25 protein-coding genes and 1 pseudogene are annotated in these 24,835 nt (G+C 74.0%); 7 read left to right on the forward strand and 19 right to left on the reverse strand.

All coding sequences use genetic code 11. The features are described 5' to 3' along the window. Window positions 1-264, reverse strand: a pseudogene (locus NH602_RS10175) (hypothetical protein); the annotation flags it as partial. Window positions 265-421: 157 nt separating this feature from the next. On the opposite strand from NH602_RS10175, the gene rpmB reads away from it, so the two are divergent. Beyond that, complete coding sequence (gene rpmB, locus NH602_RS10180) at window positions 422-613, forward strand: 50S ribosomal protein L28 (protein ID WP_020627372.1); 192 nt, start codon at window positions 422-424, stop codon at window positions 611-613. A gap of 72 nt (window positions 614-685) precedes the next feature. On the opposite strand, the gene NH602_RS10185 is transcribed toward rpmB, so the two are convergent. From NH602_RS10185 to NH602_RS10250, 14 genes are all read right to left on the reverse strand, one after another. Further along, window positions 686-1,291 (reverse strand): DUF1707 domain-containing protein, encoded by a 606-nt coding sequence (locus NH602_RS10185; RefSeq protein ID WP_253067690.1) that lies wholly within the window; start codon window positions 1,289-1,291, stop codon window positions 686-688. A 10-nt stretch (window positions 1,292-1,301) separates the two neighbouring features. Then, window positions 1,302-1,982 carry a uracil-DNA glycosylase gene (locus tag NH602_RS10190; RefSeq protein WP_062400939.1) on the reverse strand — a complete coding sequence of 227 codons (681 nt, stop codon included), beginning with the start codon at window positions 1,980-1,982 and terminating at the stop codon, window positions 1,302-1,304. Further along, window positions 1,979-2,503, reverse strand: coding sequence for a gamma carbonic anhydrase family protein (locus NH602_RS10195; RefSeq protein WP_073578214.1), 525 nt, complete (start codon window positions 2,501-2,503; stop codon window positions 1,979-1,981). Before NH602_RS10195 ends, NH602_RS10190 begins: the two co-directional genes overlap by 4 nt. Window positions 2,504-2,582: 79 nt before the next feature. Further along, entirely contained in the window at window positions 2,583-3,041 is a 459-nt protein-coding gene (gene mnhG / locus NH602_RS10200) for a monovalent cation/H(+) antiporter subunit G (RefSeq protein WP_308292828.1), read from the reverse strand. Continuing rightward, on the reverse strand, window positions 3,023-3,289 hold the full coding sequence (locus tag NH602_RS10205) for a monovalent cation/H+ antiporter complex subunit F (protein ID WP_073578216.1): 267 nt from the start codon (window positions 3,287-3,289) through the stop codon (window positions 3,023-3,025). The genes mnhG and NH602_RS10205 overlap by 19 nt, the downstream gene beginning before the upstream one ends. Next, window positions 3,286-4,086, reverse strand: coding sequence for a Na+/H+ antiporter subunit E (locus NH602_RS10210; RefSeq protein ID WP_083659107.1), 801 nt, complete (start codon window positions 4,084-4,086; stop codon window positions 3,286-3,288). The genes NH602_RS10205 and NH602_RS10210 overlap by 4 nt, the downstream gene beginning before the upstream one ends. Continuing rightward, window positions 4,083-5,678, reverse strand: coding sequence for a Na+/H+ antiporter subunit D (locus NH602_RS10215; RefSeq protein WP_202417703.1), 1,596 nt, complete (start codon window positions 5,676-5,678; stop codon window positions 4,083-4,085). Before NH602_RS10215 ends, NH602_RS10210 begins: the two co-directional genes overlap by 4 nt. 41 nt (window positions 5,679-5,719) lie before the next feature. After that, window positions 5,720-6,178: a Na(+)/H(+) antiporter subunit C gene (locus NH602_RS10220; protein WP_179760769.1), complete on the reverse strand. Its 459-nt coding sequence runs from the start codon at window positions 6,176-6,178 to the stop codon at window positions 5,720-5,722. Then, entirely contained in the window at window positions 6,175-6,759 is a 585-nt protein-coding gene (locus tag NH602_RS10225; RefSeq protein WP_073578217.1) for an MnhB domain-containing protein, read from the reverse strand. The genes NH602_RS10220 and NH602_RS10225 overlap by 4 nt, the downstream gene beginning before the upstream one ends. Then, window positions 6,756-9,128 carry a hydrogen gas-evolving membrane-bound hydrogenase subunit E gene (gene mbhE / locus NH602_RS10230; RefSeq protein ID WP_253067691.1) on the reverse strand — a complete coding sequence of 791 codons (2,373 nt, stop codon included), beginning with the start codon at window positions 9,126-9,128 and terminating at the stop codon, window positions 6,756-6,758. The genes NH602_RS10225 and mbhE overlap by 4 nt, the downstream gene beginning before the upstream one ends. Before the next feature lie 173 nt (window positions 9,129-9,301). Continuing rightward, window positions 9,302-9,736, reverse strand: coding sequence for a GNAT family N-acetyltransferase (locus NH602_RS10235; RefSeq protein ID WP_062404342.1), 435 nt, complete (start codon window positions 9,734-9,736; stop codon window positions 9,302-9,304). A 61-nt stretch (window positions 9,737-9,797) separates the two neighbouring features. Beyond that, entirely contained in the window at window positions 9,798-11,018 is a 1,221-nt protein-coding gene (locus NH602_RS10240) for a cytochrome P450 (protein WP_253067692.1), read from the reverse strand. Between the two features lie 228 nt (window positions 11,019-11,246). Further along, on the reverse strand, window positions 11,247-12,428 hold the full coding sequence (locus NH602_RS10245) for an MFS transporter (RefSeq protein ID WP_218899251.1): 1,182 nt from the start codon (window positions 12,426-12,428) through the stop codon (window positions 11,247-11,249). Window positions 12,429-12,508: 80 nt separating this feature from the next. Then, entirely contained in the window at window positions 12,509-14,659 is a 2,151-nt protein-coding gene (locus NH602_RS10250; protein WP_253067693.1) for a malate synthase G, read from the reverse strand. 175 nt (window positions 14,660-14,834) lie between these two features. Here NH602_RS10250 and NH602_RS10255 point away from each other — a divergent pair, with 175 nt between their 5' ends. From NH602_RS10255 to NH602_RS10265, 3 genes are read left to right on the forward strand one after another with little or no spacing between them, the layout of a single operon-like run. Continuing rightward, window positions 14,835-16,289: an FAD-binding oxidoreductase gene (locus NH602_RS10255; RefSeq protein WP_073578219.1), complete on the forward strand. Its 1,455-nt coding sequence runs from the start codon at window positions 14,835-14,837 to the stop codon at window positions 16,287-16,289. A 56-nt stretch (window positions 16,290-16,345) separates the two neighbouring features. Next, window positions 16,346-17,491 (forward strand): FAD-binding oxidoreductase, encoded by a 1,146-nt coding sequence (locus NH602_RS10260; RefSeq protein ID WP_253067694.1) that lies wholly within the window; start codon window positions 16,346-16,348, stop codon window positions 17,489-17,491. A 7-nt stretch (window positions 17,492-17,498) separates the two neighbouring features. Further along, window positions 17,499-18,887 carry a (Fe-S)-binding protein gene (locus NH602_RS10265; RefSeq protein ID WP_083659110.1) on the forward strand — a complete coding sequence of 463 codons (1,389 nt, stop codon included), beginning with the start codon at window positions 17,499-17,501 and terminating at the stop codon, window positions 18,885-18,887. An 11-nt stretch (window positions 18,888-18,898) separates the two neighbouring features. Here the strand turns inward: NH602_RS10265 and NH602_RS10270 are convergent, their stop codons facing one another. Beyond that, complete coding sequence (locus tag NH602_RS10270) at window positions 18,899-19,258, reverse strand: hypothetical protein (RefSeq protein WP_253067695.1); 360 nt, start codon at window positions 19,256-19,258, stop codon at window positions 18,899-18,901. Between the two features lie 263 nt (window positions 19,259-19,521). On the opposite strand from NH602_RS10270, the gene NH602_RS10275 reads away from it, so the two are divergent. Next, entirely contained in the window at window positions 19,522-19,797 is a 276-nt protein-coding gene (locus NH602_RS10275; protein WP_073578221.1) for a hypothetical protein, read from the forward strand. A 60-nt stretch (window positions 19,798-19,857) separates the two neighbouring features. On the opposite strand, the gene NH602_RS10280 is transcribed toward NH602_RS10275, so the two are convergent. Beyond that, entirely contained in the window at window positions 19,858-21,633 is a 1,776-nt protein-coding gene (locus tag NH602_RS10280) for an L-lactate permease (protein ID WP_253067696.1), read from the reverse strand. Window positions 21,634-21,738: 105 nt separating this feature from the next. Then, window positions 21,739-22,725, reverse strand: coding sequence for a thiamine-phosphate kinase (locus NH602_RS10285; protein WP_253067698.1), 987 nt, complete (start codon window positions 22,723-22,725; stop codon window positions 21,739-21,741). Window positions 22,726-22,825: 100 nt separating this feature from the next. On the opposite strand from NH602_RS10285, the gene NH602_RS10290 reads away from it, so the two are divergent. Both NH602_RS10290 and NH602_RS10295 read left to right on the forward strand, forming a co-directional pair. Beyond that, on the forward strand, window positions 22,826-23,062 hold the full coding sequence (locus NH602_RS10290; RefSeq protein ID WP_020627802.1) for an Lrp/AsnC family transcriptional regulator: 237 nt from the start codon (window positions 22,826-22,828) through the stop codon (window positions 23,060-23,062). 28 nt (window positions 23,063-23,090) lie between these two features. Next, a complete protein-coding gene (locus NH602_RS10295) occupies window positions 23,091-23,612 on the forward strand; it encodes a DUF3515 domain-containing protein (protein WP_253067697.1) in 522 nt (173 codons plus the stop codon). Here NH602_RS10295 and NH602_RS10300 read toward each other — a convergent pair whose 3' ends face one another. After that, entirely contained in the window at window positions 23,613-24,683 is a 1,071-nt protein-coding gene (locus tag NH602_RS10300) for a D-alanine--D-alanine ligase family protein (protein ID WP_073578224.1), read from the reverse strand. Between the last annotated feature and the right edge of the window lie 152 nt (window positions 24,684-24,835).

Genomic DNA, 24,835 nt, shown 5'->3' on the forward strand with positions numbered 1-24,835 from the left:
GGCCGCGGCCAGGACCGCCGCGGCACGCACCGGCCGGACGTCCTCGGCGGCGGGGTCCGCGGCGGGGGCGTCGGCGGCCGGGGAGTCCCCGTCCAGCGGGGCCGAGGCCGCCGCACGGGCGGTCAGCAGCAGGTTCGACCCGGTGTCGTGGTCGGCGACCGGGAAGACGTTGATGCGGTCGATCTCGGCCCGGCCGGCGGTGAGCCGCTCGGCGGCGGCGTCGATCCAGCGGCGCAGCAGCGCGGGGTCGAACGGCGAGGCCACGGGCCCCACACTAGGTGCGCGGAGGCCTCCGGTGCCGCGGGACGGCCCCGCGCGCCGGTCACGACACGGGCGTGGCTAGAATTGAAGGCCGAGCCTCGGCACGTCCGTGCCGAGAATCTGTTCGTGAATCTGTTCGTCAACCCGAGGAGTGTCCGACGTGGCTGCCGTCTGCGACGTCTGTGGCAAGGGTCCGGGCTTCGGCATGTCCGTCTCGCACTCGCACCGCCGCACCCACCGCCGCTGGAACCCCAACATCCAGACGGTGCGCGCCGCGATCAACGGCGGCAACCGCCGTCGGATCAACGCCTGCACCTCCTGCCTGAAGGCGGGCAAGGTGACCCGCGTCTGAGTGCGCGAGACCCGAACCACGATCGAGGCCCGGTCCCCTGGGGACCGGGCCTTCGTCGTTCCCGGGGCCGGCTCAGCCGACCACGGAGCGCCACCAGCTGCGGCGTACCCCGCGCACGGTGACCGACCCCATGCCGACCTTGCCGTGCACCACGAGGTGCGGCCCGGCCGCCCCGGGCGTCGAGGGCACCCGGGTCTTCACCTCGCCCCAGGACGCCTTCGTGCCGTCGACGTCGGCGGTGCCGCCCTCGGGCAGGACCAGCACGACCTCGCCCATCCCGAGTGCGACCTCGACGTCGATCCGCGGCGGCAGCGACCGCACCTCGGACAGGTCGAGGTGGATGGTCCCCATCGACGACGACAGGTGCAGCGCCGCGGGAACCTGCCAGTCCCCGGTGCGCTTGATCGTCCCCGCTGCGGTCGTCAGCCGCACCCGCTCCGACGGCGCGGGCGGACGGGCGGGGACGGGCGCCAGAGCGGTGACCGACGGCGGCAGCCCGCCCGGCAGGTCCGCCAGCGGCGGCTCCAGGTCCCGGGCGACGCGCGCGGCGTAGACCGCGTCGAGCCGTTCCTCCAGCTCGCTCAACGTGATGCGGCCCTCGCCGACCGCGTCGTGCAGCCGGCGGGCCGCCGCCTCGCGGTCGGCGTCCGATATGCGCATGTCCCCCGGGTCGTCCACCCGGTCCAGCCTAGGGCAGCTTCCAGTCGACGGGTTCCCCGCCGATCTCCTCCAGCAGGTCGTTGGCCCGGCTGAAGGGCCGCGACCCGAAGAAGCCGCGGTCGGCCGACATCGGCGACGGGTGGGCCGACTCGATCGTCGGCACGTCCTCCAGCAGCGGAGCGAGGTTGCGGGCGTCGCGGCCCCAGAGGATCGCGACCATCGGCTCGGCGTCGCGGGCCACCAGGGCGCGGATCGCCTGCTCGGTGACCTCCTCCCAGCCCTTGTTGCGGTGCGAGGCCGGCTCCCCGGGGGCGACGGTCAGGCACCGGTTGAGCAGCAGCACGCCCTGCTCGGTCCACGGGGTCAGGTCGCCGGAGGTGGGCGCCGGGTGCCCGAGGTCCTCGGCGTACTCGCGGAAGATGTTCTGCAGCGAGCGCGGCAGCGGGCGGGTCTCGGGGGCGACGGAGAACGACAGCCCGACCGCGTGGCCGGGGGTCGGGTACGGGTCCTGTCCGACGAGCAGCACCCGGACCTCGTCGAAGGGCTGCTGGAACGCGCGCAGCACGTTCGCCCCGGCGGGCAGGTAACGGCGGCCCGCGGCGATCTCGGCGCGCAGGAACTCGCCCATCGCGGTGATCGTCTCGGCGACCGGTTCCAGGGCCTGGGCCCACCCGGCCTCGACGACCTCGTTCAGCGGCTTGGCCATCAGCCCTCCAGCCGGCGCAGCTGCGACGCGAAGCGGCGGCCCCGGTCGACGTAGGACTCCACGGCGTACCGCCAGCGGTCGGCGGGGACCTCGTAGCCGTCGCGGACGCGGGCGGGCACGCCCAGCGCCATCCGGTACGCGGGCACGTCGGCCTTCGGCGACACCACCGCGCCGGCGGCGACGACCGCGCCCTCGCCGATCGTCGAGCCGTTCAGCACCACCGAGCCCGACGAGATGAGCGCCCGGTTGCCGATGGTGGCCGCCTCGATGTGCACGTTGTGCCCGACGGTCACCTCGTCCCCGATGATCGTCGGCTGCTCCAGGGTGGTGTGGATGATCGACCCGTCCTGGATGCTGCTGCGGGCACCGACCTCGATCCGGCCGTCGTCGCCGCGCAGCACCGCGGTGGGCCAGACGGTGGACTCCGGGCCCAGCGTCACGTTGCCGATCACGACGGCGTCCGGATGGACGTAGGCGGTCGGGTGGATGTCCGGTTCGGCGTCACCGAGCGCGTACAGAGGCACACCGCGAGGGTACGAAGCGCCCGCGGACCGCCACGCCGGGGGCCCCGAACCGTGTGCGTCGCCCCCCGGGGCGGCCGTCCTACCGCTCCGGTGCCCGGTCGACCCCGTCGACGCTGCGCGAGGACGGACCCGGCTCCGGCGACGACGGCTGAACCGTCCGCACCTCCCGGGCGCGCGCGTCGGCGTCGATGTCCTCCCCCAGGTCGTCGACGACGAGTGCGTCCCGGTCGATCGCGCCGCTGCGGTAGGCCGAGCGACCGACCACCTGCGAGATGACCGGCGCCGTCAGCACCTGGAACAGCACCACCAGGATCAGCGTCGAGGAGTTCTCGAACTCCAGGTTCACCGCGACGCCCAGCAGGATCAGCAGCAGCCCCAGGGTCTGCGGCTTGGTGGTGGCCTGCAGCCGGGCGGGCAGGTCCGGCAGCCGGACCAGCCCGAGCGCGCCGAGCAGGCAGGACAGCCCGCCGGCGAGCATCAGCGCGGCGGAGACCACGTCGAGCACGTCGTGCACGCCCATCAGCGGTGCCGCTCCCATCGTTCGACCAGGCGGGCCGCCGTCGCCGAGCCGACCAGCGCGATCAGCGCGACCGCGGCCAGCAGCGGGATGTTCGACCCGTCGGAGTAGATCGCCGCGTACACCGCGGCCGCCGCCACGATCAGCACGACGAACACGTCCAGGGCCGCGATGCGGTCCAGCGTGGTGGGGCCCGTCAGGAGCCGCCACATCGTCAGCGCCGCCGCGGCGGTCAGCATGATCAGTACCAGCGTGTGGACGACGGTCACCGGTCGTTCCTCCCCGCGTCCTCGGCGGTGACCGCGGCGGCGCACCGATCCCGGTCCTCCTGGCTGCCGACGGCGTCGATGACCCGCATCTGCAGCCGCATCATGTCCCGGCGAGTCCGTTCGACGGCGCCGGGTCGGTGCAGGCCGAGTGCGTAGACGTACCAGCGGTGCCGGGCGCGGTCGATCTGCAGCGTGAAGCTGCCCGGGGACAGCGCGCAGGCCGCGACGATCGTCGTCGCGGTGCGGTCCGAGCCGGTGCACAGCGGCAGCCCGACGATCCCGGACCGGGCGCGCGGCCCGTGCCGCAGCGTCACCATGCTGACCCGGATGCCGGAGACGACCAGGTCCGAGACCAGGAAACCCAGCAGCCGCAGCAGCTTCCACGGGCGGATCGGGAGCGGCTCGGGCAGTAGCGGCAGCGGGAAGACCGCCGTGACCGCGGCACCGACGAGCAGCCCGCCCACGATCGCAGCCGGGGAGAGACTCCCCCACAGCAGCACCCACACCAGCGCCAGCGCGAGCACCTGCGGGACCCGCCTGCGCACGCTCCCGCCCCGGGAGCTCGCACCCGTCGGCTCGGCGACGGAGTCGGGGGCCGGCGGGGGCACCCGGGCGGGGGTGGGGGCGTGGTCGGGCTCGGGCGGGTCGCCGACCTCGGCCGCTCCCATCTCGGCCTCCCGGCGAGCCTCCGGCGAGGACAGCACCCGGTCCTCGCGGTCGTCGCCGTCGGGGCGGTCCTGCGGGTCCGGGCCGTCGGCCGTGCCCGCGCCACCGCGGCTCGGGGTCTGCTCGCTCACGGGGTCACCTCCGGGGTGTCGCCGGCCGCGGTCCGCACGGTCGTGTTCCCGTCGACGTCGCCGGGCCGGCCGTCGGCGCTGATGGTCCCACCGCTGCCGGGGTCGGCGCCCGGCCCGAGGACGGCGTCGGTGTAGCCGGTCCGGTCGTGCAGGTCCACCCCGGCCCGGGCGGTCACCCCGGACAGCGGGCCGGCGAACAGGGCGATCGCGACGCTGACCACGACCAGCGCGGACGCGCCGACGTACATGCCGCGGGCGCTGCGCGCGGTCCCGACGACGAGCTCGTCGTTCGGGTCGTCGTCGGCGAGGGGCTCCTTGGGCGCGCCCCAGAACACCCGCACCCAGACCCGGGCGACGGCGTAGAGGGTCAGCAGGCTCGCCAGCACGACGACGGCGGCGACCAGCGCCCCGGCGGGGCCCGCGCCCGCACCGGCCTGCAGCAGCGCGAGCTTCGCGACGAACCCCGAGGTGGGTGGCAGCCCGGCGAGGGTGATCGCGGGGATCGCGAACAGCACGGCCAGGTGCGGTGCCCGCTGGGCCAGCCCACCCATCTGGGAGATCGACACCGTCCCGGTCCGCCGGGTGATGAGCCCGCTGACCAGGAACAACGTCGCCTGGACCGTGATGTGGTGGACGACGTAGAGCCCGGTCCCGGCGATGCCGTCGGGGGTGTGCAGGGCGAGCCCGAACACCATGAACCCGATGTGGCTGACCAGCAGGAACGACAGCAGCCGGTTGAGGTCGTCCTGGGCGACGGCGCCGAGTGCCCCGACCACCATCGTGACGGCGGCGATCACCAGCAGCAGCGTCGACGGGCTGTCCTGCGGGAACACCAGGGTCTGGGTGCGCAGCAGCGCGTAGATGCCGACCTTGGTGAGCAGGCCCGCGAACAGCGCGGTGACCGGGGCGGGCGCGTTCGGGTAGCTGTCGGGCAGCCAGAAGTGCAGCGGCACGATCGCCGCCTTGATGCCGAACACCACGATCAGCACCAGGGCCAGGACCGCGCGCAGGCCCTCCGGCAGCGCACCCATCCGCCCGGCGAGGTCGGCCAGGTTGACCGTGCCGGTGGCGGCGTAGACGAGCCCCACCGCGGTGAGGAACAGCAGCGACGAGGTCAGCGACACGATCACGTAGGTCATGCCGGACCGGATCCGCGACGCCGACGTCCGCCGGGTGATGAGCACGTAGCTCGACGCCAGCATGATCTCGAACGCGACGAACAGGGTGAACAGGTCGCCGGTCAGGTAGGCCAGCGACACCCCCGTCGACAGCAGCAGGAAGATCGGGTGGAAGGTGGTGCTGGCGGTCTCCCGGCCGTAGTCGGAGATCCGCTGGTCGATCGCGTAGACGAGCACCGCGAGGGTCACCACCGTCGAGATGAGCAGCAGCAGCGCCGACATCCGGTCGGCGACGAGCACGATGCCCATCGGGGCCGACCAGCCGCCGAGCTCGGCGACGACCGGGCCGTTCGCGTCGGCCGCGACCAGCAGCACGGCGGCGACGACGCACACCAGCGTCAGGGTCACCACCCCGATGACCCGCTGGGCCGAGGCGCGGCGGCTGACGACGACGCTGGTCGCGGCACCGAGCATGGGCAGCAGCACCGGCAGCGTGACCAGGGCCTGTAGCGGGGTCACCGGCGGCCCTCCTCGAGCTCGTGGGAGTCGGCGGTGTCCTCGGGCCCGGCGTCGGTCTCGTCCGCGGTGCCCTCCTCCATCGCGCCCTTGGGCTTCTGCCGGTCGGCGATGCGGCGGTCCTCCACGTCGTCCTGCACCTCGTCGTGCCCGACGAGCACCCAGGAGCGGTAGCCCAGGGCCAGCAGCAGCGTGGTGAGGGCGAAGGTGATGACGATGGCGGTCAACGCCAGCGCCTGCGGGAGCGGGTCGGTGATCTGCTCGGGCAGCACCGCGTCGAGGATCGGGGCGCGGCCGGGCGGGCCGCCGGAGACCTGCAGCAGCAGGTTCGCGCCGTGCCCGAGCACCACGATGCCGATCAGGATGCGCATGAGCGATCGCTGCATCAGCAGGTAGAACCCGACCGAGTACAGCACCGCGAGCACGATCGCCATGCTCAGGTTGATCGTGGTGTTCATCCGCGGCCGCCTCCGCCCGGGACGTCCTCGCCGGCCTCGCGGGCGTCGCGGGCGATGCCGGAGCCGAGCGAGCGCAGCAGGTCGAGCACCACGCCGATGATCAGCAGGTAGACGCCGACGTCGAGCAGCAGGCTGGTCACGATGTCGAGGTAGCCGAACGGGCCGAAGGTGATGGTCCACTTGACCGAGGCGAGCACCGGATCGCCCCAGGCGACCGGGGCCAGTGCGGTGAGCACCGCGACGATCAGCCCGGTGCCGACCAGCACGGGCGGGCGGATCCGGAACCGGGAGCCCAGGTTGTCGTCGCCGCCCGCGATGTGGCGCAGCACGAATGCGAGCCCGGCGACCAGGCCGCCGGAGAACCCGCCGCCGGGGCCGTAGTGGCCCTCCAGCAGCAGGAACACCGAGAACACCAGCACCACGGGGAACAGCAGCCGGGCCGCGGCCTCCAGCACGAGGGTCCGCTCGCGGACGTCCGGGCAGGCGCCGGGGAGCATCCACCGCCCGCTGGGCTGGTCCATCCGGGCCCAGCTCTCGGCGTCCCCCGGCGGGGGTGCGGGCTTCTCCTGCGAGGCCGTCATCCGAGCACCTCCTGCTCGTGCTTCGGCGATCCCGAGCCGCTGCGCACGACCGTGCCGCCCTTCTTCTTGTCGTAACGGGTCGCGAGCACCAGGCTCGCGGTGCCGGCGGCACAGATCAGCAGCACGGTGATCTCACCGACCGTGTCGAGCGCCCGGAAGTCCACCAGGATCGCGCTGATCAGGTTGGTCGCGCCGGCCTCCGGCGCGCCGGCGATGAACGGCCCGGTGGTGGCGGGCGGCAGCGTGCGGGCCCCGGAGAGCACCACGGCCATCCCCGCGACGAGCAGGCCGCCGACCGCGGCGACCGCGGCCTTGGGAGCGCGAACGCGGCGCTCGCTGTCCGGCTCGTCGAAGTGGGCGGGCAGGCGTCGCAGCACGAAGACGAACGCCACCAGGGTGAGCGTCTCGACCAGGAACTGGGCGAGCGCCAGGTCGGGGGCACCGTCGATGACGAACAGGCCGCCGATGCCGTAGCCGACCGCGCCGACCAGCAGCACCGCGGTGAACCGGCGGTGCGCCAGGCACAGCGCGATCGCCGCGACGATCACCATCAGCCCGACCGGGACCTGCATGATCGAGTGGTACGGCGCCTGGTCGGTCGGGAACGTGCCGGTCACGGCGAGGACCGGGCCGGGCAGCGCGATCAGTGTTGCGAGGATGCAGCCGAGGTAGACCGGCAGCGAGCCGATCTGCAGCCGGCCGGTGACCGTGATCGCCGAGCGCTCCAGCCCGGTCACGACGGCCTCGTACCCCCGCTGGGCGGACACGTGTGGCACCGAGAGGTGCCCGGTCAGGGTCTGTCCGTAGCGGTGCAGGAGGAGCCCGCCGGCCAGCGCGACGCCGGTGAACAGCAGCGGCAGCCCGGGAGTGTGCCACAGGGCCAGCTCGTAGCGGGCGGCGTAGGCGTCGCCGAGCGGGGGCAGCGACGCGGCGTAGGAGGCGGCGAGCTGCTGGACCAGCGGCGCGGCGAACCCGGCCGCGATCCCGGTCAGCGCGCACAGCCACGCCGGGCCGGACAGGCCGAACGGGACCGGGTCGCCGCCGGTGGGGTGCAGCCCCTTGGTGGAGAACGCGCCCCACAGGAACCGTGCGGTGTAGGCGACGGTCAGCAGCGAGCCCGCGACGAGACCGATCGCCGCGATCCAGCCGCGGACGCCGCCCTCGAGCACGAACGCCTCGAACGCGGCCTCCTTGCCGACGAAGCCGAGCATCGGCGGGAGCCCCGCCATCGACAGCCCGGCGAGCGTGGCGACGACGGCCAGCCCGCGCCGGCGGCGCCCGAGACCGCACAGCTCCCGCAGGTCACGGGTGCCGCAGGCCTTGTCGATCGCCCCGACCACCATGAACAGCGGCGCCTTGAACAGGCCGTGCGCCAGCAGCATCGCGATGCCGGCGAGCCCGGCCACCCGCGAGCCGGACCCGAACAGCACCATGAGGAACCCGAGCTGGGAGACGGTGCCGAAGGCCAGCAGCCGCTTGAGGTCGGTCTGGCGCATCGCGCGCCAGCCGCCCAGCACCATCGTCGCGAGGCCGAGCACCATGACCGGCGCCCACCACACGGGGTGCACCGAGAACGCGGGCCCGAGCCGCGCGACGAGCACGACCCCGGCCTTCACCATCGACGCCGCGTGCAGGTACGCCGAGATCGGCGTCGGGGCGGCCATCGCGTACGGGAGCCAGGGGTGGAACGGCAGCTGCGCGGACTTGGTCAGCGCGCCCAGCAGGATCAGCACGAGCGACACCGACAACGCGACCGGGCTGTCGGGGGCGAGCGTCCCGGAGGTCGCGGCCGCGGTGATCTCCGGGATCGAGTACGTGCCGGCCAGCTGGCCCAGCAGCACGATCCCGAGCAGCATCGCCAGCCCGCCGAACACGGTCACGACGAGCGCCTGGACCGCGGCGCGGCGGTTCTCCCGGTACTGGCCGCCCTGCCCGACGAGCAGGAACGACGTCAGCGACGTCAGTTCCCAGAACACGTAGAGGGTCAGCAGGTCGTCGGCCAGGACCAGGCCGAGCATCATCCCGGCGAAGGCGACCAGCAGCGCCGCGGAGCGGGCCGCGTCGGTGGAGCGCGGTCCGAAGTACCAGGCCGCGTAGATCATGATCAGCGCTCCGACGCCGGAGACGAGCACGATCATCGCGATCGCGAGCGCGTCCATCCGCAGGCTCAGCGTCAGCCCCAGCTCGGGCGCCCACTCGACGCGGTCGGTCACCCCGCCGGAGAGTGCGGTCGAGGCCTGCGTCATCGCCCACACGAGGGTGGCGGCGAGCAGGGCGGCGCCGGCGCCGAACGCCAGCCGCCGGTGGTACCGGGCGAGCGCGGGCAGGCACAGCGCCAGGACGAGATGGGCGGCCACGACGGCGAGCACCGACACCTCCTGGGGTCACGGGGTCGTTCGGACCAGCGGTTCCGCTCACGTCACGGCCGGACCCGGGGAGCGCCGGAAGAGGCCGCCGCACGATCACCGGAAGGGACGCGGCGACGACGCCGAGGTCATCCTATCGGCGCAACCGGACGTTTCGCCCGTGACCGTACCGAGTCTCACGCCGCGAGCGGTTTGGCGAAGCACCGGGAGCGGGGGTCGTTCCGGTACGCACCGAAGTTGCTGGTCCGACGGTATCCGCTGGTCTCGTACAGCGCGATCGCAGCGGGCTGGCCGTCACCCGTCTCGAGGATCATGCGACGACGCCCGGCGGCGGCGGCCGCACGCTCCAGCGCGACGAGCACCGCCCGGGCGTGTCCCCGGCCGCGGGCGGCGGGCTCGACGTACATCCGCTTCAGCTCGGCGTCGCCGTCACGGCGCGCCGGGTCGGCCGGGTCGGCGTCGACGGCGCGCCACGCCCCGGTCGCGACGGGGACGCCGTCGTCGTAGCCGACCAGGAACAACCCGGACGGGGTCCGGAAGTCGGCCGGGTCGACGGGGGTGGCGTCGCCGTCGCCGTAGACCTCGCCGTAGAACGCCTGCAGCCGCCGCATCAGTGGCGTCACGTCCGGATGGTCGAGCCCCGCCACCCGCAGTTCGAGTTGCCCCACGTCCTCATGATCGGTCCCAGGTGACCGGCAGCGCGCGCAGCCCTCCGGTGAGCACGTCCGAGCGCAGCTCCAGCTCGGTGCGCGGCACGGCGAGGCGCAGCGACGGGAACCGGGCGGGCAGCGCCCGGAACACCTCGGTCAGCTCGACCCGGGCCAGGCTCGCGCCCACGCAGAAGTACGGCCCGTGCCCGAACGCGAGGTGCGAGGACTTCCTCCCGGCGTCGAACCCGGTCGCCCCGTCGAAGTGCCGCGGGTCCCGGTTCGCCGCGCCCGGGGCGAGCAGGATCGCGTCGCCCGCCGGGATGTGCACCCCGGCGATGTCGACGTCGGCGTGCGCGTAGCGCGGGATGCCGCCGTTGCCCCCGCTGGGCACGGCCAGCCGCAGGACCTCCTCGACCGCCCCCGGGGCGCGCTCCGGGTCCGCGGCGAGCGCCGCCCACTCCCCCGGGCGGTCCAGCAGCAGGACGGTGCCGGTGTCGATCCGCCCGACCGTCGTCTCGTGCCCGGCGAACAGCAGTCCGGCACCGAGCGCGGCGAGCCGGTCGCGCTGCTCCGGCGCCGAGCCGAGCGCGGCGAAGTCCGACAGCACGTCCTCCCCCGGCTCGTCGTCCTTGCGGTCGACGAGGCCGCGGACGTAGGCGAACAGTGCCTGCGCGGCGGCCTCGGCGCGGGGCCGGTCGTGGAGCAGCCCGAGCTCGCCGGACCAGCGCCGGAACTCCTCGCGGTCGTCGTAGGGGACGCCGAGCAGCTCGCAGATGACCAGCACCGGCAGCGGGAAGGAGAACAGCTCGTGCAGGTCGGCGCCGGGACCGGCGGCCTCCACGACGTCGAGCTGCCGGGCCACCAGCTCCGCGACGTGTCCGGAGAGCCTGCGCATCCGGCGCGCGGAGAACGCGGGCGCGAGCAGTCTGCGCATCAGGGTGTGGTTCGCGCGCTCGGTCTCCGGTGAGTCGCCGCTCGGCCCGCCGAAGATCATCGAGTCGGAGATGCGCGCGGCCCGCTCCGGCTCGGGGTGGCTGCGGCCGAGCCGGTCGTCGGCGAACAGGGCGCGGGCCTCGTCGTAACCGGTGACCAGCCACGCGACATCACCGGCCGGGGTCCGGACCGGGGTGATCGGGGACCGCTCCCGCAGCCGGTCGAACAGCGGCGGGAGCTCGAGGACGTCGTGGCGCGGGAACGGGAGGCGCGGCAGGTCCGTGGCGTCCGGACCGGTGGTGGTGGTCACCCGCCCGACGGTACGAGCGCCGGCCGGTGGCCGCCTCCGTCCCGGGGTGGACATCGGGTGGACCCCCCGGCCGGGGGCGGCGGCGCGCGCCGACCCCGACGGCCTCCCGGCTCGGACGGCGGAGTGATCCGCACCGCGCGCGGTGATCCGCTCCGCGCGCGGACCTGGACGCGCGCGCGGAGCGGATCAGCGCGCGGACCGCGACCACACCGGGGCCGTGGCCACGGGTCAGGGCACCGCGGTCCGCTCCCGTGGGGACCGGCGCACCCGGTGCGCCCCCGCCCAGACCAGGCCCAGGCAGACCGCCTGCACCCCGGCGACGACGAGCAGCAGGACCGGGTATCCCGCGGCCCCGGTCAGGGCGGACAGCAGCATCGGCAGCAGGAAACCGGCGTAGGTCAGCGAGTAGAACACCGCGGTGAGCCCGGCCAGGTGCTCCGGCGCGGCGATGCGCTGGACCTCCTGCAGTCCTGACAGCAGCACGAAGCCGTAGCCGGCGCCGAGCAACGCGGCGGCACCGAACGCGACCGGGACGGAGCGGCCGGCGGCACCCGCCGCGGCCACCACCGTCCCGACGACGACGAGCACGAGCCCGATCCGGGTGGCGGCGAGCGGCGAGCGGGCGTCGATCGTCCGGGCCGCGGACTGGGCGAGGAAGCCGCAGCCCAGGGTGACGGCGGTGAGCAGCGTCGCGACGAGCAGCCCGTAGCCGCCGACGACGTCGCCGAGCGCGGTCGGCTGCACCGCGAACGACAGCGCGGCGGCGCCGAACACCCACGGCGCGGCGGGCAGCACCAGCCACCGGAAGCGGGGGTGCGCGGCGGCGGGCACCCGCAGGTCGCGCAGCCAGGACCGGGAGCGGCCCGGCACGACCGTCTCCGGGGCCGCCACGAGCCACCAGGTGACGGGGACCATGAGCGCGATGTGGACCAGGTAGGGCAGCTCCATCGGCAGCGGTGCGAACTGCGCGAGCAGCCCGCCGACCAACGGTCCGAGGCCGAAGCCCGCGGTGAGCGCGAGCGCCGCCCGCCGGGCGCCCTCCCCCTCGCCGGACAGCTCCTTGACCCACGTCGTGGCCACCGCCATCGCGACGCCGATGCACAGGCCGAACAGCAGCCTGCCGGCGTAGAGCAGGATCTCGGAGAACGCACCGAGCGCGATGACGGCACTGGCCGGGATCGACGCGGCCGTCGCGGGCACCAGCACCCGGCGGCGGCCCCAGCGGTCCGACGCGGGCCCGCCGACGAGCAGGCCCGGGGCGAGACCGAGCACGTAGACGCCGAAGAACGCGGCGACCACGGTCGGCGAGTAGTGCCCCTGCTCGCGGTACATGACCATCAGCGGGCTGAACTGGTTGGCGCCGTAACCGACGCCGAACAGCACGGCGGCCGGCCGCACCCACGGCTTCACGATCGGTCTCCTCCTCGGAACGCGACGACGCCCCCGGGAACCGGTCCCGGGGGCGTCGTCGTCGACGGTGGTGGTGCGGCCTAGGCCGCGGCCTTGGCCCGCTGACGCCAGCGGGTGAGCGTCCGCTCGGTGTAGCCGTTGGGCTCGGTCGCCCCGCTGAACACCAGCTCCAGCGCGGCCTGGAACGACTCGCTGGACTCCAGGTCCTTCGCCATCGCGGGGTAGCCGTCCTCGCCGGCGTTCTGCTCGTCGACCACGGCGGCCATGCGGGCGAAGGTGTCGCGCACCGTCCCCTCGTCGACGACACCGTGCTGGAGCCAGTTCGCGACCAGCTGCGCGGAGATCCGCAGGGTGGCGCGGTCCTCCATCAGCCCGACGCCCTCCAGGTCCGGCACGGTGGAGCAGCCGATGCCCATGCCGACCCAGCGCACCACGTAGCCGAGGATCGACTGGGCGTTGGTCTCCAGCTCGTGGGTCACGTCCTCGGCCGACAGCGACGCCGCGTCGGTCACCGGGACCTCGAGCAGCTTGCGACGGTCCGCGGTGGCGCGGGAGGCGATCTCGTCCTGCACCCCGTGCACGTCGACGCGCAGGTAGTGCAGCGCGTGCAGGGTCGCGGCGGTCGGAGACGGCACCCAGGCGCAGTTCGCGCCGGCCTTCGGGTGGCCGATCTTCTGCTCGATCATCTCGGCCATCGCGGCGGGCTTGGCCCACATGCCCTTGCCGACCTGCGCGGTGTGCGCGAACCCGGCGGCCAGCGCGACGTCGACGTTGCGGTCCTCGTAGGTCTTCAGCCACGTCGTCGACTTCATGTCGCCCTTGCGCAGGACCGGGCCCGCGGTGAAGCAGGTGTGGATCTCGTCGCCGGTCCGGTCGAGGAAACCGGTGTTGACGAAGATGACCCGGTTCGCGGCCTCGGCGATGCAGGCGGAGAGGTTGACCGTGGTCCGCTTCTCCTCGTCCATGATGCCGATCTTGAGCGTGTTCGCCCGCAGTCCGAGGGCCTCCTCGACGGCGCCGAACAGCTCGACGGTGAGCGCGACCTCCTCGGGCCCGTGCTGCTTGGGCTTGACGATGTAGACGCTGCCCGCGCGGGAGTTGGTGTGCGGGCCCTTCCCCTGCAGGTCGTAGAGCCCGGCGACGGCCGAGACGAGCGCGTCGAGCACGCCCTCGGCGACCTCGGCGCCGTCGGCGGTGCGGACCGCGTTCGTCGTCATGTGGTGGCCGCAGTTGCGGACCAGCATCAGCGAGCGCCCGGGCAGGGTGAGGTCGGAGCCGTCGGCCGCGGTGTACTCGCGGTCCGGGTTGACCCGGCGGGTGACCGTCTTCCCGCCCTTGCGGAACTCGGCGGTCAGGTCACCGCGCAGCAGCCCGAGCCAGGTGCGGTAGGCCAGCGCCTTGTCCTCGCCGTCCACGGTCGCGACGGAGTCCTCGAGGTCGACGATCGTGGTGACCGCGGACTCGAGCACGACATCGGCGACGTCGGCGTGGTGCTGGGTGCCGACCTGGGTGGTCGGGTCGATCGTGATCTCCAGGTGCAGCCCGTTGCGGGTCAGCAGGACCGCGCCGCGGCCGTCGCCGTCGACCGGGCGGAACCCGGCGAACTGCGCGGGGTCGGCCAGCCCGACCGTGCCGGTCGCGGCGGTGTCGACGACGAGCCCGTCGGCCGAGGCCCGGTAGGCGGTGGCCTCGGCGTGGCTGCCCTTCGCGAGCGGGAACAGCTCGTCGAGCAGCTCGTCGGCGGCGGTGATCACCTGTGCGCCGCGGCGCTCGTCGTAGCCCTTCGCGAGCTCACCGTCCTGCGGGAGCGCGTCGGTGCCGTAGAAGGCGTCGAACAGCGAGCCCCAGCGGGCGTTGGCGGCGTTCAGCGCGTAGCGCGGCACGGTGGAGGGCACGACCAGCTGCGGGCCGGGAACCTCGGCGATCTCCGGGTCGACCCGGTCGACGTCGATCGTCGGGGACTTCTCCGGGAGCAGGTAGCCGAGGTCGGTGAGGAACTTCTCGTACTCCTCGACCGAGCCGGCCCCGTGCTCGCGGTGCCACTCGTCGATGCGCGCCTGGATCTCGTCGCGACGGGCCAGGGCGTCGGCGATCCTCGGGGCGAAGCGCTCCTGGAGCCGGGCCAGGGTCGCCCAGAAGTCGTCCGCCGTGAGGTCGACGTCGGACAGGAGCTCGCCCTCGACGAAGGACCTCAGGTGCTCGTCGACCTGCAGGCCGGCGGTGTCGGCCATCTGTGACCACCCTCTCCGTGTGGATGTCAGGACTGGTCGTATTTCTACCAGTGGATTATCTTTTCCGCATCACGGAAGTGACACGGCCCCCGTCCGTGACGTCGAACAGGCGTGGCGTCACCGTGTCGACGTACCCTCCCGTGAGCCCCGCCACGCGCAGCAAGGGAGTGCAGCGATGCCTCTGGCCCGCTCGATCCACGACGAGTTCGTCGCCCTCCTGGGCGCAGCGGACGTGCTCGACGACCCGGTCCGTACCCGGACCTACGAGTGCGACGGCCTGACCGGCAGCCGGGTCGTCCCCGAGCTGGTCCTGCTGCCCCGCACCGCCGAGGACGTCGCCGGGTGCGTGCGGATCTGCGCCCGGCACCGGATCCCGTTCGTCGCCCGCGGCGCCGGGACCGGCCTGTCCGGCGGCGCGCTGCCGGTGGCCGAGGGCGTCGTCATCGGGCTGAACCGGCTCAACCGGGTGCTCGAGGTCGACCCGGAGAACCGGCGCGCGGTGCTGGAGCCGGGCGTCACGAACCTCGAGATCACCGCGGCCGCGTCGCCGTACGGGCTCTACTACGCCCCGGACCCGTCGAGCCAGCAGGTGTGCACGATCGGCGGCAACGTCGCGGAGAACTCCGGCGGCGCGCACTGCCTCAAGTACGGCTTCACCACCAACCACGTGCTGTCGATGGAGGTCGTGCTCCCCGACGGCGAGGTGGTCACCCTCGGCTCGGACACGATGGAGCAGTCCGGGCCCGACCTGCGCGGGGTGTTCCTCGGCTCCGAGGGCACGCTCGGCATCGTCACCAAGGTCACCGTCCGGCTGCTGCGCACCCCCGAGGTCATGCGCACGCTGCTGGCGGACTTCCCGTCGGTGTCGGCGGGCGGCCGGGTCGTGTCCGACATCGTCGCGGCAGGGATCGTGCCCGCCGCGGTCGAGATGATGGACGCGCTGGCCATCGAGGCCGCCGAGGGCGCCACCGGCGCCGGCTACTCCCTCGACACCCCGGCCGCGCTCGTCGTCGAGCTGGACGGGACCGTCGAGGAGTGCGAGGAGCAGTTCGCGCTGGTCAAGGAGATCTGCGACCGGCACGGCTGCACCCGGCTCCACATCGCGGGCTCCCCCGAGGAGCGGGCGAACATCTGGCGGGGCCGCAAGGCCGCGTTCGCCGCGGTCGGCCGGATCTCGCCGGACTACATCGTCCAGGACGGCGTGGTCCCCCGGACCCGGCTCGCCGAGATCCTCGAACGGATCGACGAGATGGGCACCGACGCCGGGCTGCGCGTCGCGAACGTCTTCCACGCCGGCGACGGCAACCTGCACCCGCTGGTCCTGTTCTCCGCCGCCGAGGGCCAGACCGAGCAGGCCGAGCACCTGTCGGCGCAGATCGCGGAGCTGTGCGTCGAGATGGGCGGCTCGCTGTCGGGCGAGCACGGCATCGGCACCGACAAGGCCTGCTCCATGCCGCGGATGTTCGGCGAGGACGACCTGGCCGTCATGCGCCGCATCCGCGACGGCTTCGATCCCGATCACATCTGCAACCCCGGCAAGCTCCTGCCCACCCCGCGGCTGTGCGGTGAGAAGCCGGGGCTCTACCGGCCGCACCCGCTGGAGGAGGCGGGCCTGATCGAACGGCTGTGACCCGTCCGGCCGACCTGTCCGACCGACCCGTACGAGACCCGGAAGGGCCCGACGACATGACACGCGCTGCTCCCACCACGCTGCGCCCCACCTCGGCCAAGGAGGTCCGGGACGCCGTCCTGGACACCCCCGGCCGCCTCGCGATCACCGGCGCCGGCACCGCCACCGGCTGGGCCGGCCGCGCGGGCGACGACATCGCCGCGACGCTCGACCTCTCCGCACTGTCCGGGGTGATCCACCACAACCCCGGCGACATGACCGTCTCGGTGCACGCCGGGACCCCGGTCCGCGCGCTGCAGGAGCAGCTGGCCGAGCACGGTCAGCGCCTCGCGTTCGACGCCGCCCGGGTCGCCCGCGGCGCCACGGTCGGCGGGCTGCTCGCCACCGCCGACGCCGGCCCGTCCGCCCTGGTCTGGGGCGGTCTGCGGGACCTGGTCATCGGCACCACCTCGGTACTCGCCGACGGCACGATGGTCCGCTCCGGCGGACACGTCATCAAGAACGTCGCCGGCTACGACATGGCCAAGCTCATGCACGGCTCCTACGGCACCTTCGGCCCGCTGGTCGAGGTCGTCCTGCGGCTGCACCCGGTCCCGAAGGCCGTCGCCTGCGTGGGCGTCGACGGCCCGGTGGCCGAGGCCGCGTCGCGGGTGCTGGAGCTGATGGCCAGCCCGCTGGAGCCGATCGCCGTCGAGTGGGTGTCCGGTGACCCGGGACGTCTGCTGGTCCGGTTGGAGGGCGGCGCCCAGACCCTGCCCGCACGGGTGGAGCGCCTGCGTGAGCTGCTCGGCGCCGACGCCCGGGAGGTGGGCGCGGACGCGTGGGACGCCCACACGTCGCTGACCGACGGTCCGCACGCCGGCGGTGACGGCGACGGACCCGCCCTCGACGGCGCCGTCGTCCGGATCGGGTGCGCACCGACCCGGCTGGCGCCGCTGGTGGAGCAGCTGCCCGCCACCGCCGTCACGGCCGGCCTCGCGACCGGCGTCGCGACCGTCACCGTGCCGGGGGCCGCCGTCGCGGAGGTGCACGACGCCGTCGCCGCGGTCGGCGGCACCAGCGTGCTGCGTGACCGGCCCGAGACCCTCGACGCCCCCGCGTGGGGCCCCGCACCGTCCGCACTCGCCCTGCTCAGGGCCGTCAAGACCCAGCTCGACCCCGAGGCCCGGTTCGCCGCCGGTCGCTTCGCTCCCTGGATGTGAGGCACGCATGACGAGCACCCACGAGCCCGCAGGCACCCCGACCGGGGCGGCCGAGACCAAGATCCCCCAGCAGGGCCCGAGCGCGTTCGACGACGTCCACCCGCCGCAGCGCGAGCTGCTCGACGACTGCGTCCACTGCGGCTTCTGCCTGCCGACCTGCCCCACCTACGTGCTGTGGGGCGAGGAGATGGACTCCCCGCGCGGCCGGATCCTGCTGATGGACCTGGCCGAGAAGGGCGACATCGGCCTCGACGGGCCGTTCACCGAGCACATGGACAACTGCCTGGGCTGCATGGCGTGCGTGACCGCCTGCCCGTCCGGGGTGCAGTACGACAAGCTGCTGGAGTCGGTGCGCCCGCAGATCGAGCGCAACGTGCCCCGCAGTGCGTCGGACAAGCTGTTCCGCGACGCGATCTTCGCGCTGTTCCCCTACAAGCGACGGCTGCGGGCGGCCGCCCTGCCCGGCGCGCTGTACCAGCAGCTGCGGAAGGTCCCCGCGATCCGGAAGCTCGCCGAGAAGCTGCCCGGTCAGCTCGCGGCGATGGAGTCGCTGCTGCCGCCGGTCTCGGTGCGCGAGGCGTTCGCGACGCTCCCGGTGCACACCCCCGCGGTCGGCACGCGCCGGGCCCGGGTCGCACTGCTCACCGGCTGCGTGCAGGACGTGTTCTTCCACCGGGTCAACGAGGCCACCGTGCGGGTGCTCGCCGCCGAGGGCTGCGACGTGCTCGTCCCCCGCGACCAGCAGTGCTGCGGCGCGCTGGAGGTGCACGCCGGGCGCGAGGAGTCCGCGCTGGACCGGGCCCGGCGCACCATCGCCCGCTTCGAGACCCTCGACGTCGACGCGGTGGTCACGAACGTCGCGGGCTGCGGCTCGTCGATGAAGGACTACGGCCACCTGCTCGCCGACGACCCCGCCTGGGCCGACCGCGCGGCGCGCTTCTCCGCCCGCTGCCGCGACGTGCACGAGGTCCTGGCCGACCTGTACTCCCGGGAGGACGACGGCGGCCCCCGCGCCCCGCGGACCCCGGTCACCGGCCGCGTCGCCTACCACGACGCCTGTCACCTCGGGCACGCCCAGGGCGTCCGCAACCAGCCGCGCGAGGTGCTCCGGACCATCCCCGAGCTGGAGCTCGTCGACATCGCCGAGGCGTCGCTGTGCTGCGGCTCGGCCGGCATCTACAACATGGTGAAGCCGGACGCGGCCGCCGATCTGGGCGTGCGGAAGGCGGAGAAGATCCGCGACGCGAAGCCGGACGTCGTGGTCACCGCGAACCCGGGCTGTCTGCTGCAGATCGGCAAGTACCTGCCGAACGAGGACTTCGCCGACGTTCCGCTGCTGCACCCGGTGCAGCTGCTCGACGCGAGCATCCGGGGGGCGGCGGTGCCACGGCGCTGACCCCGCCCCTGTCAGGAGGGACGCCGCCGGGTACGGCCCACCGGGCGCCGGTGCGACCGGCGCCATGCCGTGGCGCCGGCCGTCCGGGTACGCCCGGGCGTCCCGCCGGCCGGGACCGGAAACCCGGGGTCACCTCCGGGGTGCCGCGGGACGGACGGGCCGGCACCGGTGGACGCGGCGGGGTCGGACAGCTCGTCCGGCCGCCGGTGCAACGCCCGCAGCTGGGCACGCAGCGCGACGATGTCCCACTTGCGGGCGGTGTGCTCCCGCTCGAGCCGCTCCAGCCGCCGGTGGGCCAGCACGAGCAGCACACCGGCGGCGATCCACCCCGCCAGGGCGGCCCACGCCACCACCGCCACCAGCCCCGACACGCCCGCTCCGTCCACCCGTCCCACATGCTCGGCACTCACCGTAGCGAGCACCCGGGTCTCCGACGGCGTGCCGGGTGAGCCACCGCACACGTCTCCGGAGCACGTCACGTCGGTACCCTGGGTGTGCAGGCACCGCCGCCCCGCGCTCGCCTCCCGGGCCCGGCGGTGGCCCGTCCCGGATGCGGCCCGTGCGGGTGGACCCCGGCCCCGGCGGGTACGGGTCCCGGCGATGCGCCCCGCCCGAGACCGTGAGGAGGCCGGAGATGCAGCAGGCCGTCGGTAACGACCCGACCACCGCGAGCGATGGACCGGCCGTGGAGGAGACGACCGTGCACCCCGAGAAGACCCCGTCGCCCGATGCGCGCCACTTCCCCCAGACCCTGGTCGCGATGGACCCGCCCACCCTCCCGGCGGCCCACCTGACCCCGCCGCCCGCGGAGTTCCGGCAGTTCCCGGCCCCGCAGCGGTCGGTGCCCGGTCACCCGAGCCTGCGGAGCCGGCTGCGCCGGGTGCTGCTGTTCTGGCGTCGCGGCTCCTGATCCACACGACGACGGCCCGGTCCCCACAGCGATGGGAACCGGGCCGTCGTCGTCCCCGGGTCAGGCCGGCAGCCGGGCCGCCGCCCGCCGCAGGCCCACCACGATCGCGGCCAGCGTCAGCAGCACCAGGGTGAGCAGCACCGTGCCGGTGTTGAGTCCGACGCCGTGGATCAGCACGAACGCCAGGCCGCCCGACAGCAGGCAGTAGTACGTCATCGGGATGATCGTCATCCGGATCACGTCGCCCTCCCGGCCGAGCAGCCCCACCGTCGCCGACGCGGCGACGACGTTGTGCACCGTGATCATGTTCCCGGCGGCACCGCCGACCGCCTGGGCCGCGACCACCGTCTCCGGGGTGGCGCCGATGTTCTCCGCGGTCGCGAACTGGAACAGGGCGAACGTCAGGTTGGACACCGTGTTCGACCCGGCGACGAAGGCCCCCAGGGCGCCGATCCACGGTGCCAGGACCGGCCAGGCCGGCCCGGCGACGGCGGCGGCCCCCTCGGCCAGCGTCAGCGGCATCGAGGCCAGCCCGGTCGTGTTCAGCTCGGCACCGGAGTTGATCAGGATGCGGACCAGCGGCAGCGCGAACAGCAGTGCGACCGCGGCACCGGCGAGCTGGCGTCCCGACACGGCCCATGACGTCGCGACCTGGCGGCCCTTCATCCGGTGCAGGCCGTAGGTGACCAGGCAGACCAGCAGGAACAGCGCGCCCGGCGAGTAGAGCGGCTGCAGCGTCTCGCCGATGCCGGTCCCGAGGATGTCCGCGGGTCCGACGGTGATTCCCGACAGCGCGTCCTTCACCGGCGCGACGGTGCGGGTCAGCACCAGCACCGCCGCGACGAGCACGTAGGGCGACCAGGCCAGCCAGGTGCTCATCCGGGTGCCGGTGACGCCGTCGTCGGCACCCGCGGAGATGGTGCCGGTCCAGCGGTCGAGCCACCGCTCGCGCGGCGGGAAGTCCCACACCGTGCGCGGCATGAGGAAGCCGCGGCTGGAGGTGAACATCACCAGCGCCAGCCCGACGAGCCCGCCGAGCAGTGACGGGAACTCCGGGCCGAGCAGCGCGGCGACCAGCACGTAGGGCACGGTCATCGCGAACGCGGCGTAGAGCGCGAACGGGGCGACCGCGAGGCCCTCGGCGAAGCTGCGGTTCTCCCCGAAGAAGCGGGTCAGCAGGCACACCAGGAACAGTGGGATCAGCGTCCCGGCGACCGCGTGCAGCGCCGCGACCTCGAACCCGATCGCGGACAGGTAGCCGGTCGCGTCCAGGCCGAGCGCAGCGGTGCGCGCGTCGACCTCCGCCGACCCGGACAGCCCCTGCCCGATGCCGGTGAGTACGGGCGTCCCGGCGGCGCCGAAGCTGACCGGCGTCGACTGGATCACCATGCCGACCAGCACCGCGGCCAACGCCGGGAAGCCGAGCGCCAGCAACAACGGCGCGACGACGGCTGCCGGGGTCCCGAACCCCGACGCACCCTCGATGAACGACCCGAACAGCCAGCCGATGATGATCGCCTGGACCCGCCGGTCCGGGCTGATGCCGGTGAACCCGGCACGGATCGTCGCGAGCGCGCCGCTCTGGGTGAGCGTCTGCAGCAGCAGCAGCGCACCGAAGATGATGTAGAGCAGGCCGACCGCGATGATCAGGCCCTCGATCGTCGACGCGACGATCGCGGTGGTGCCCATCCCCCAGACCAGCGACCCGATCAGGGCCGCGGCGACGAAGCCGAGCGGCATCGCGTACTTCGCGGGCCAGCGCAGCCCGACCAGCAAAACCGCGACGACGAGGATGGGGGTGAGAGCGAGCAGGCTGAGTACGCCCAGGTTGTCCACGGTGACACCCCTCCGGTGCGGGGCGAATCGCGACACGTGCCCGAATCGCCCGATCGTGAGGGCACGATGTCACCCGTCCCGGCGCCGCGCAAGCACGATGTGGAATCAGTATTTCGCGAAGTGGACCCAGCCGCCGTCGCCGTCGTAGGGACGGCCGTCGACGGTGACCCCCGCGCCCGCCTCGTCCGGTGCCTCCACCGCCCCCACCTCGGTCCAGCCCTCGGGCAGCGGCGCGTCCCCGGGGAAGGTCGCCGCCAGCGCGTGGTCCTCACCACCGGTCAGGACCCAGCGCAGCGGGTCCAGGCCCAGCGCGGACGCGATCTCCGCCATCCGCGGGGCCACCGTGAACGGCCGCGACCGCAGCCGCAGCGCCACCCCCGAGGCCCGCGCGACGTGTGCCAGGTCGGCCAGCAGGCCGTCCGAGACGTCGATCATGGATGTGGCGCCGGCGTCGGCGGCCTGCGGGCCGGCGGAGTAGGGCGGTTCCGGGACCCGGTGCGCGTCGACCAGCGCCGCCGGGGAGCGGAACCCGCGCCCGAGCACCGCCAGCCCGGCCGCGGACCAGCCCAGCCGCCCGCAGACCGCGATCCGGTCCCCCGCCCGGGCCCCGGAGCGCAGCACCGGGGCCCGGCCCTGCAGGTCCCCCAGCGCCGTCACCGAGACGACGATCACCGGCGCCGAGGTCAGGTCGCCCCCGACGAGCCCGGCCCCGGTCGAGCGGGCCTCGGCCCACAGCCCGTCGGCCAGTTGCTCGAGCTGCGCCGCGGGCGTCGACGAGGGGCACGCCAGCCCCACCAGCAGCGACGTGGGCACCGCCCCCATCGCGGCGATGTCGGCCAGGTTCGCGGCCGCGGCCTTGCGCCCGACCTGCTCGGGGCTCGACCAGTCGAGCCGGAAGTGCACGCCCTCGACGAGCACGTCGGTGCAGGCGACGACCCGCCCGTCGGCGGCGGTGACGACGGCCGAGTCGTCCCCGGGACCGAGCTCCGTCGTAGCCGGTTGGACACGGTCCGTGGTGACCCGGTCGATCAGTGCGAACTCACCGACCTCCCGGAGTGAGACACCGGTCTCGGAACCGCCCTCGGGCGTGATCGCGGATGGGGACACGGGGGCGGCCTCCGGTAGGTTCTGCGTCCGACATTCCTGCCGCCAACCATCCGGCAGGTCGGCAGTTACCGGAAAGGGGCACGCCGTGGTGCAGGCATACATCCTCGTCCAGACCGAGGTCGGCAAGGCCGCCTCCGTCGCCTCCGAGATCGGGGGTCTGCCGGGCGTGGTCTCGGCCGAGGACGTCACCGGCCCGTACGACGTGATCGTGCGCGCCGAGGCGGACGACGTCGACGAGCTCGGCCGGCTGGTCGTGGCCCGGGTGCAGAACGTCAACGGGATCACCCGGACGCTCACCTGCCCCGTGGTCAAGCTGAGCTGAGACGGGCGCGGACGTGGCAGGGGCACGCATGTCACCACCGGTCGTGGTGGCGATCGCGCTGCCCCTGCTGCTCGCCCTCGTCGTGGCGGGGCTCGCGGTCTGGGCCCGCCTGACGACGGGGCCGGACACCGGCCCCCTGGAGCTTCCCGCACAGGCCGCACCGCAGGCGTCGTCGACGTGGTGCGACGCGGTGCTGCGCGCGCTGCCGGCCGGCATCCCCGGCGACACCGGGGACCTCGCGCCGCGCGAGATCGACCCGCCGGTCCCCGGCGCGCGGGCGTGGGTCGCCGAGCCGGAGCCGGTGGTGCTGCGCTGCGGCACCGAACGGCCGGCCGAGCTGGGGCCGACCTCGCCGCTGATCGTCGTCAACGGGGTGAGCTGGCTGCCGCTGGCGACCCCGCAGGGCGCGCTCGCGACGACCTACGCCGTCGTCGACCGCGGGGTGTACCTGGAGCTGTCCGCGCCCGCGGAGACCGGTCCGGGGCCGCTGCAGGCGGTGTCGGACGCGGTCGTCGACGCCCTCCCGCCGCAGCCGGTGCGGGTCCGGTAGCTACCGCAGCCCGGTCCCGCGGGCCAGCGCGGTGTCGACCATGGTGCTGAGCAGCTCGGAGTAGTCGAGCCCGGTGACCGCCCACATCTTCGGGAACGCGGAGCTCGGGGTGAACCCGGGCATCGTGTTGACCTCGTTGACGGTGATGTCGCCGTCGTCGGTGACGAAGAAGTCGACCCGGGCCAGGCCCTGCACGTCGAGCGCACGGAACGCGGTGATCGCCTTCCAGCGCAGCGACTCGGTGATCTCGTCGTCGAGCTTGGCGGGGATCTGCAGCTCGGAGGTGTCGAGGTACTTGGACTCGAAGTCGTAGAACTCGCCGTTGTAGCGCAGCTCGGCGGGCAGGCTGGCGCGGACGCTGCCGTCGGGGAACTCCAGCACCGCGCACTCGATCTCGCGGCCGGGCACGGCCGCCTCGACGAGCACCTTCGGGTCGTGCCGGCGGGCCTCGGCGACGGCGGCGTCGAGCGCGGCCGGGTCGGTGACCCGGGTGACGCCCATCGAGGACCCGGCGCGGGCCGGCTTCACGAACAGCGGCAGACCGAGCCGGTCGCGGTCGGCGAACCCGATGTCGGTGCCGGGGCGGAGCACGACGCCGTCGGCGACGTTCAGGCCCTCGGCGCGCAGCAGCTTCTTCGCGAACTCCTTGTCCATGCCGACCGCGGAGGCCAGCACGCCGGCGCCGACGTAGGGCAGCCCGGCCATCTCCAGCAGACCCTGGATGGTGCCGTCCTCGCCGAAGGCCCCGTGCAGGATCGGGAAGACCACGTCGACCGAGGTCAGCGCCTCGCGCGCGTCGAGGCGGACCAGGCCGCGACCCGGTTCGCCGGGCAGCACCAGGGCCTCGGCGGTCCCGTCGACCTCGGGCAGCTCGCGACCCGAGATCGCCAGCCGGACCGGGTCGGACGGGCCGACCACCCACGCCCCGTGCGGGGTGATCCCGACCGGGACCGCCTCGAACCGCTCCGGGTCGAGGTGGGTCAGCACGCTGCCCGCGGACACGCACGAGATCGCGTGCTCGGAACTGCGGCCGCCGAAGACGACGGCGACCTTGACCCGGTCGGCACTCATGGGGCCCGAGGGTAGGCGGCGGCTCCGCCGGGTCGCACAGCCGGGCGTCGGCCCGGCCACTCGGCACAGCCGGGCGTCGGCCCGGCCCTCGGCACAGCCGGGCGTCGGTCCGGCCCTCGGCACGGCCGGGCGGGCCGCTCACCCCACCAGCG

It is taken from the genome of Pseudonocardia sp. McavD-2-B, from assembly GCF_024124365.1.
GTDB lineage: Bacteria > Actinomycetota > Actinomycetes > Mycobacteriales > Pseudonocardiaceae > Pseudonocardia > Pseudonocardia alni.

Bases quoted from the DNA above. Each gene is read 5' to 3' on its own strand.
- mnhG (WP_308292828.1), bottom strand. From the start codon at position 3,041: ATGGGAGCGGCACCGCTGATGGGCGTGCACGACGTGCTCGACGTGGTC.
- NH602_RS10215 (WP_202417703.1), bottom strand. From the start codon at position 5,678: ATGCTCGGTGCCGCGACCAGCGTCGTCGTCAGCCGCCGCGCCTCGGCC.
- NH602_RS10220 (WP_179760769.1), bottom strand. From the start codon at position 6,178: ATGAACACCACGATCAACCTGAGCATGGCGATCGTGCTCGCGGTGCTG.
- NH602_RS10225 (WP_073578217.1), bottom strand. From the start codon at position 6,759: ATGACGGCCTCGCAGGAGAAGCCCGCACCCCCGCCGGGGGACGCCGAG.
- NH602_RS10235 (WP_062404342.1), bottom strand. From the start codon at position 9,736: ATGCGGCGGCTGCAGGCGTTCTACGGCGAGGTCTACGGCGACGGCGAC.
- NH602_RS10250 (WP_253067693.1), bottom strand. From the start codon at position 14,659: ATGGCCGACACCGCCGGCCTGCAGGTCGACGAGCACCTGAGGTCCTTC.
- NH602_RS10255 (WP_073578219.1), top strand. From the start codon at position 14,835: ATGCCTCTGGCCCGCTCGATCCACGACGAGTTCGTCGCCCTCCTGGGC.
- NH602_RS10260 (WP_253067694.1), top strand. From the start codon at position 16,346: ATGACACGCGCTGCTCCCACCACGCTGCGCCCCACCTCGGCCAAGGAG.
- NH602_RS10265 (WP_083659110.1), top strand. From the start codon at position 17,499: ATGACGAGCACCCACGAGCCCGCAGGCACCCCGACCGGGGCGGCCGAG.
- NH602_RS10275 (WP_073578221.1), top strand. From the start codon at position 19,522: ATGCAGCAGGCCGTCGGTAACGACCCGACCACCGCGAGCGATGGACCG.
- NH602_RS10295 (WP_253067697.1), top strand. From the start codon at position 23,091: ATGTCACCACCGGTCGTGGTGGCGATCGCGCTGCCCCTGCTGCTCGCC.
- NH602_RS10300 (WP_073578224.1), bottom strand. From the start codon at position 24,683: ATGAGTGCCGACCGGGTCAAGGTCGCCGTCGTCTTCGGCGGCCGCAGT.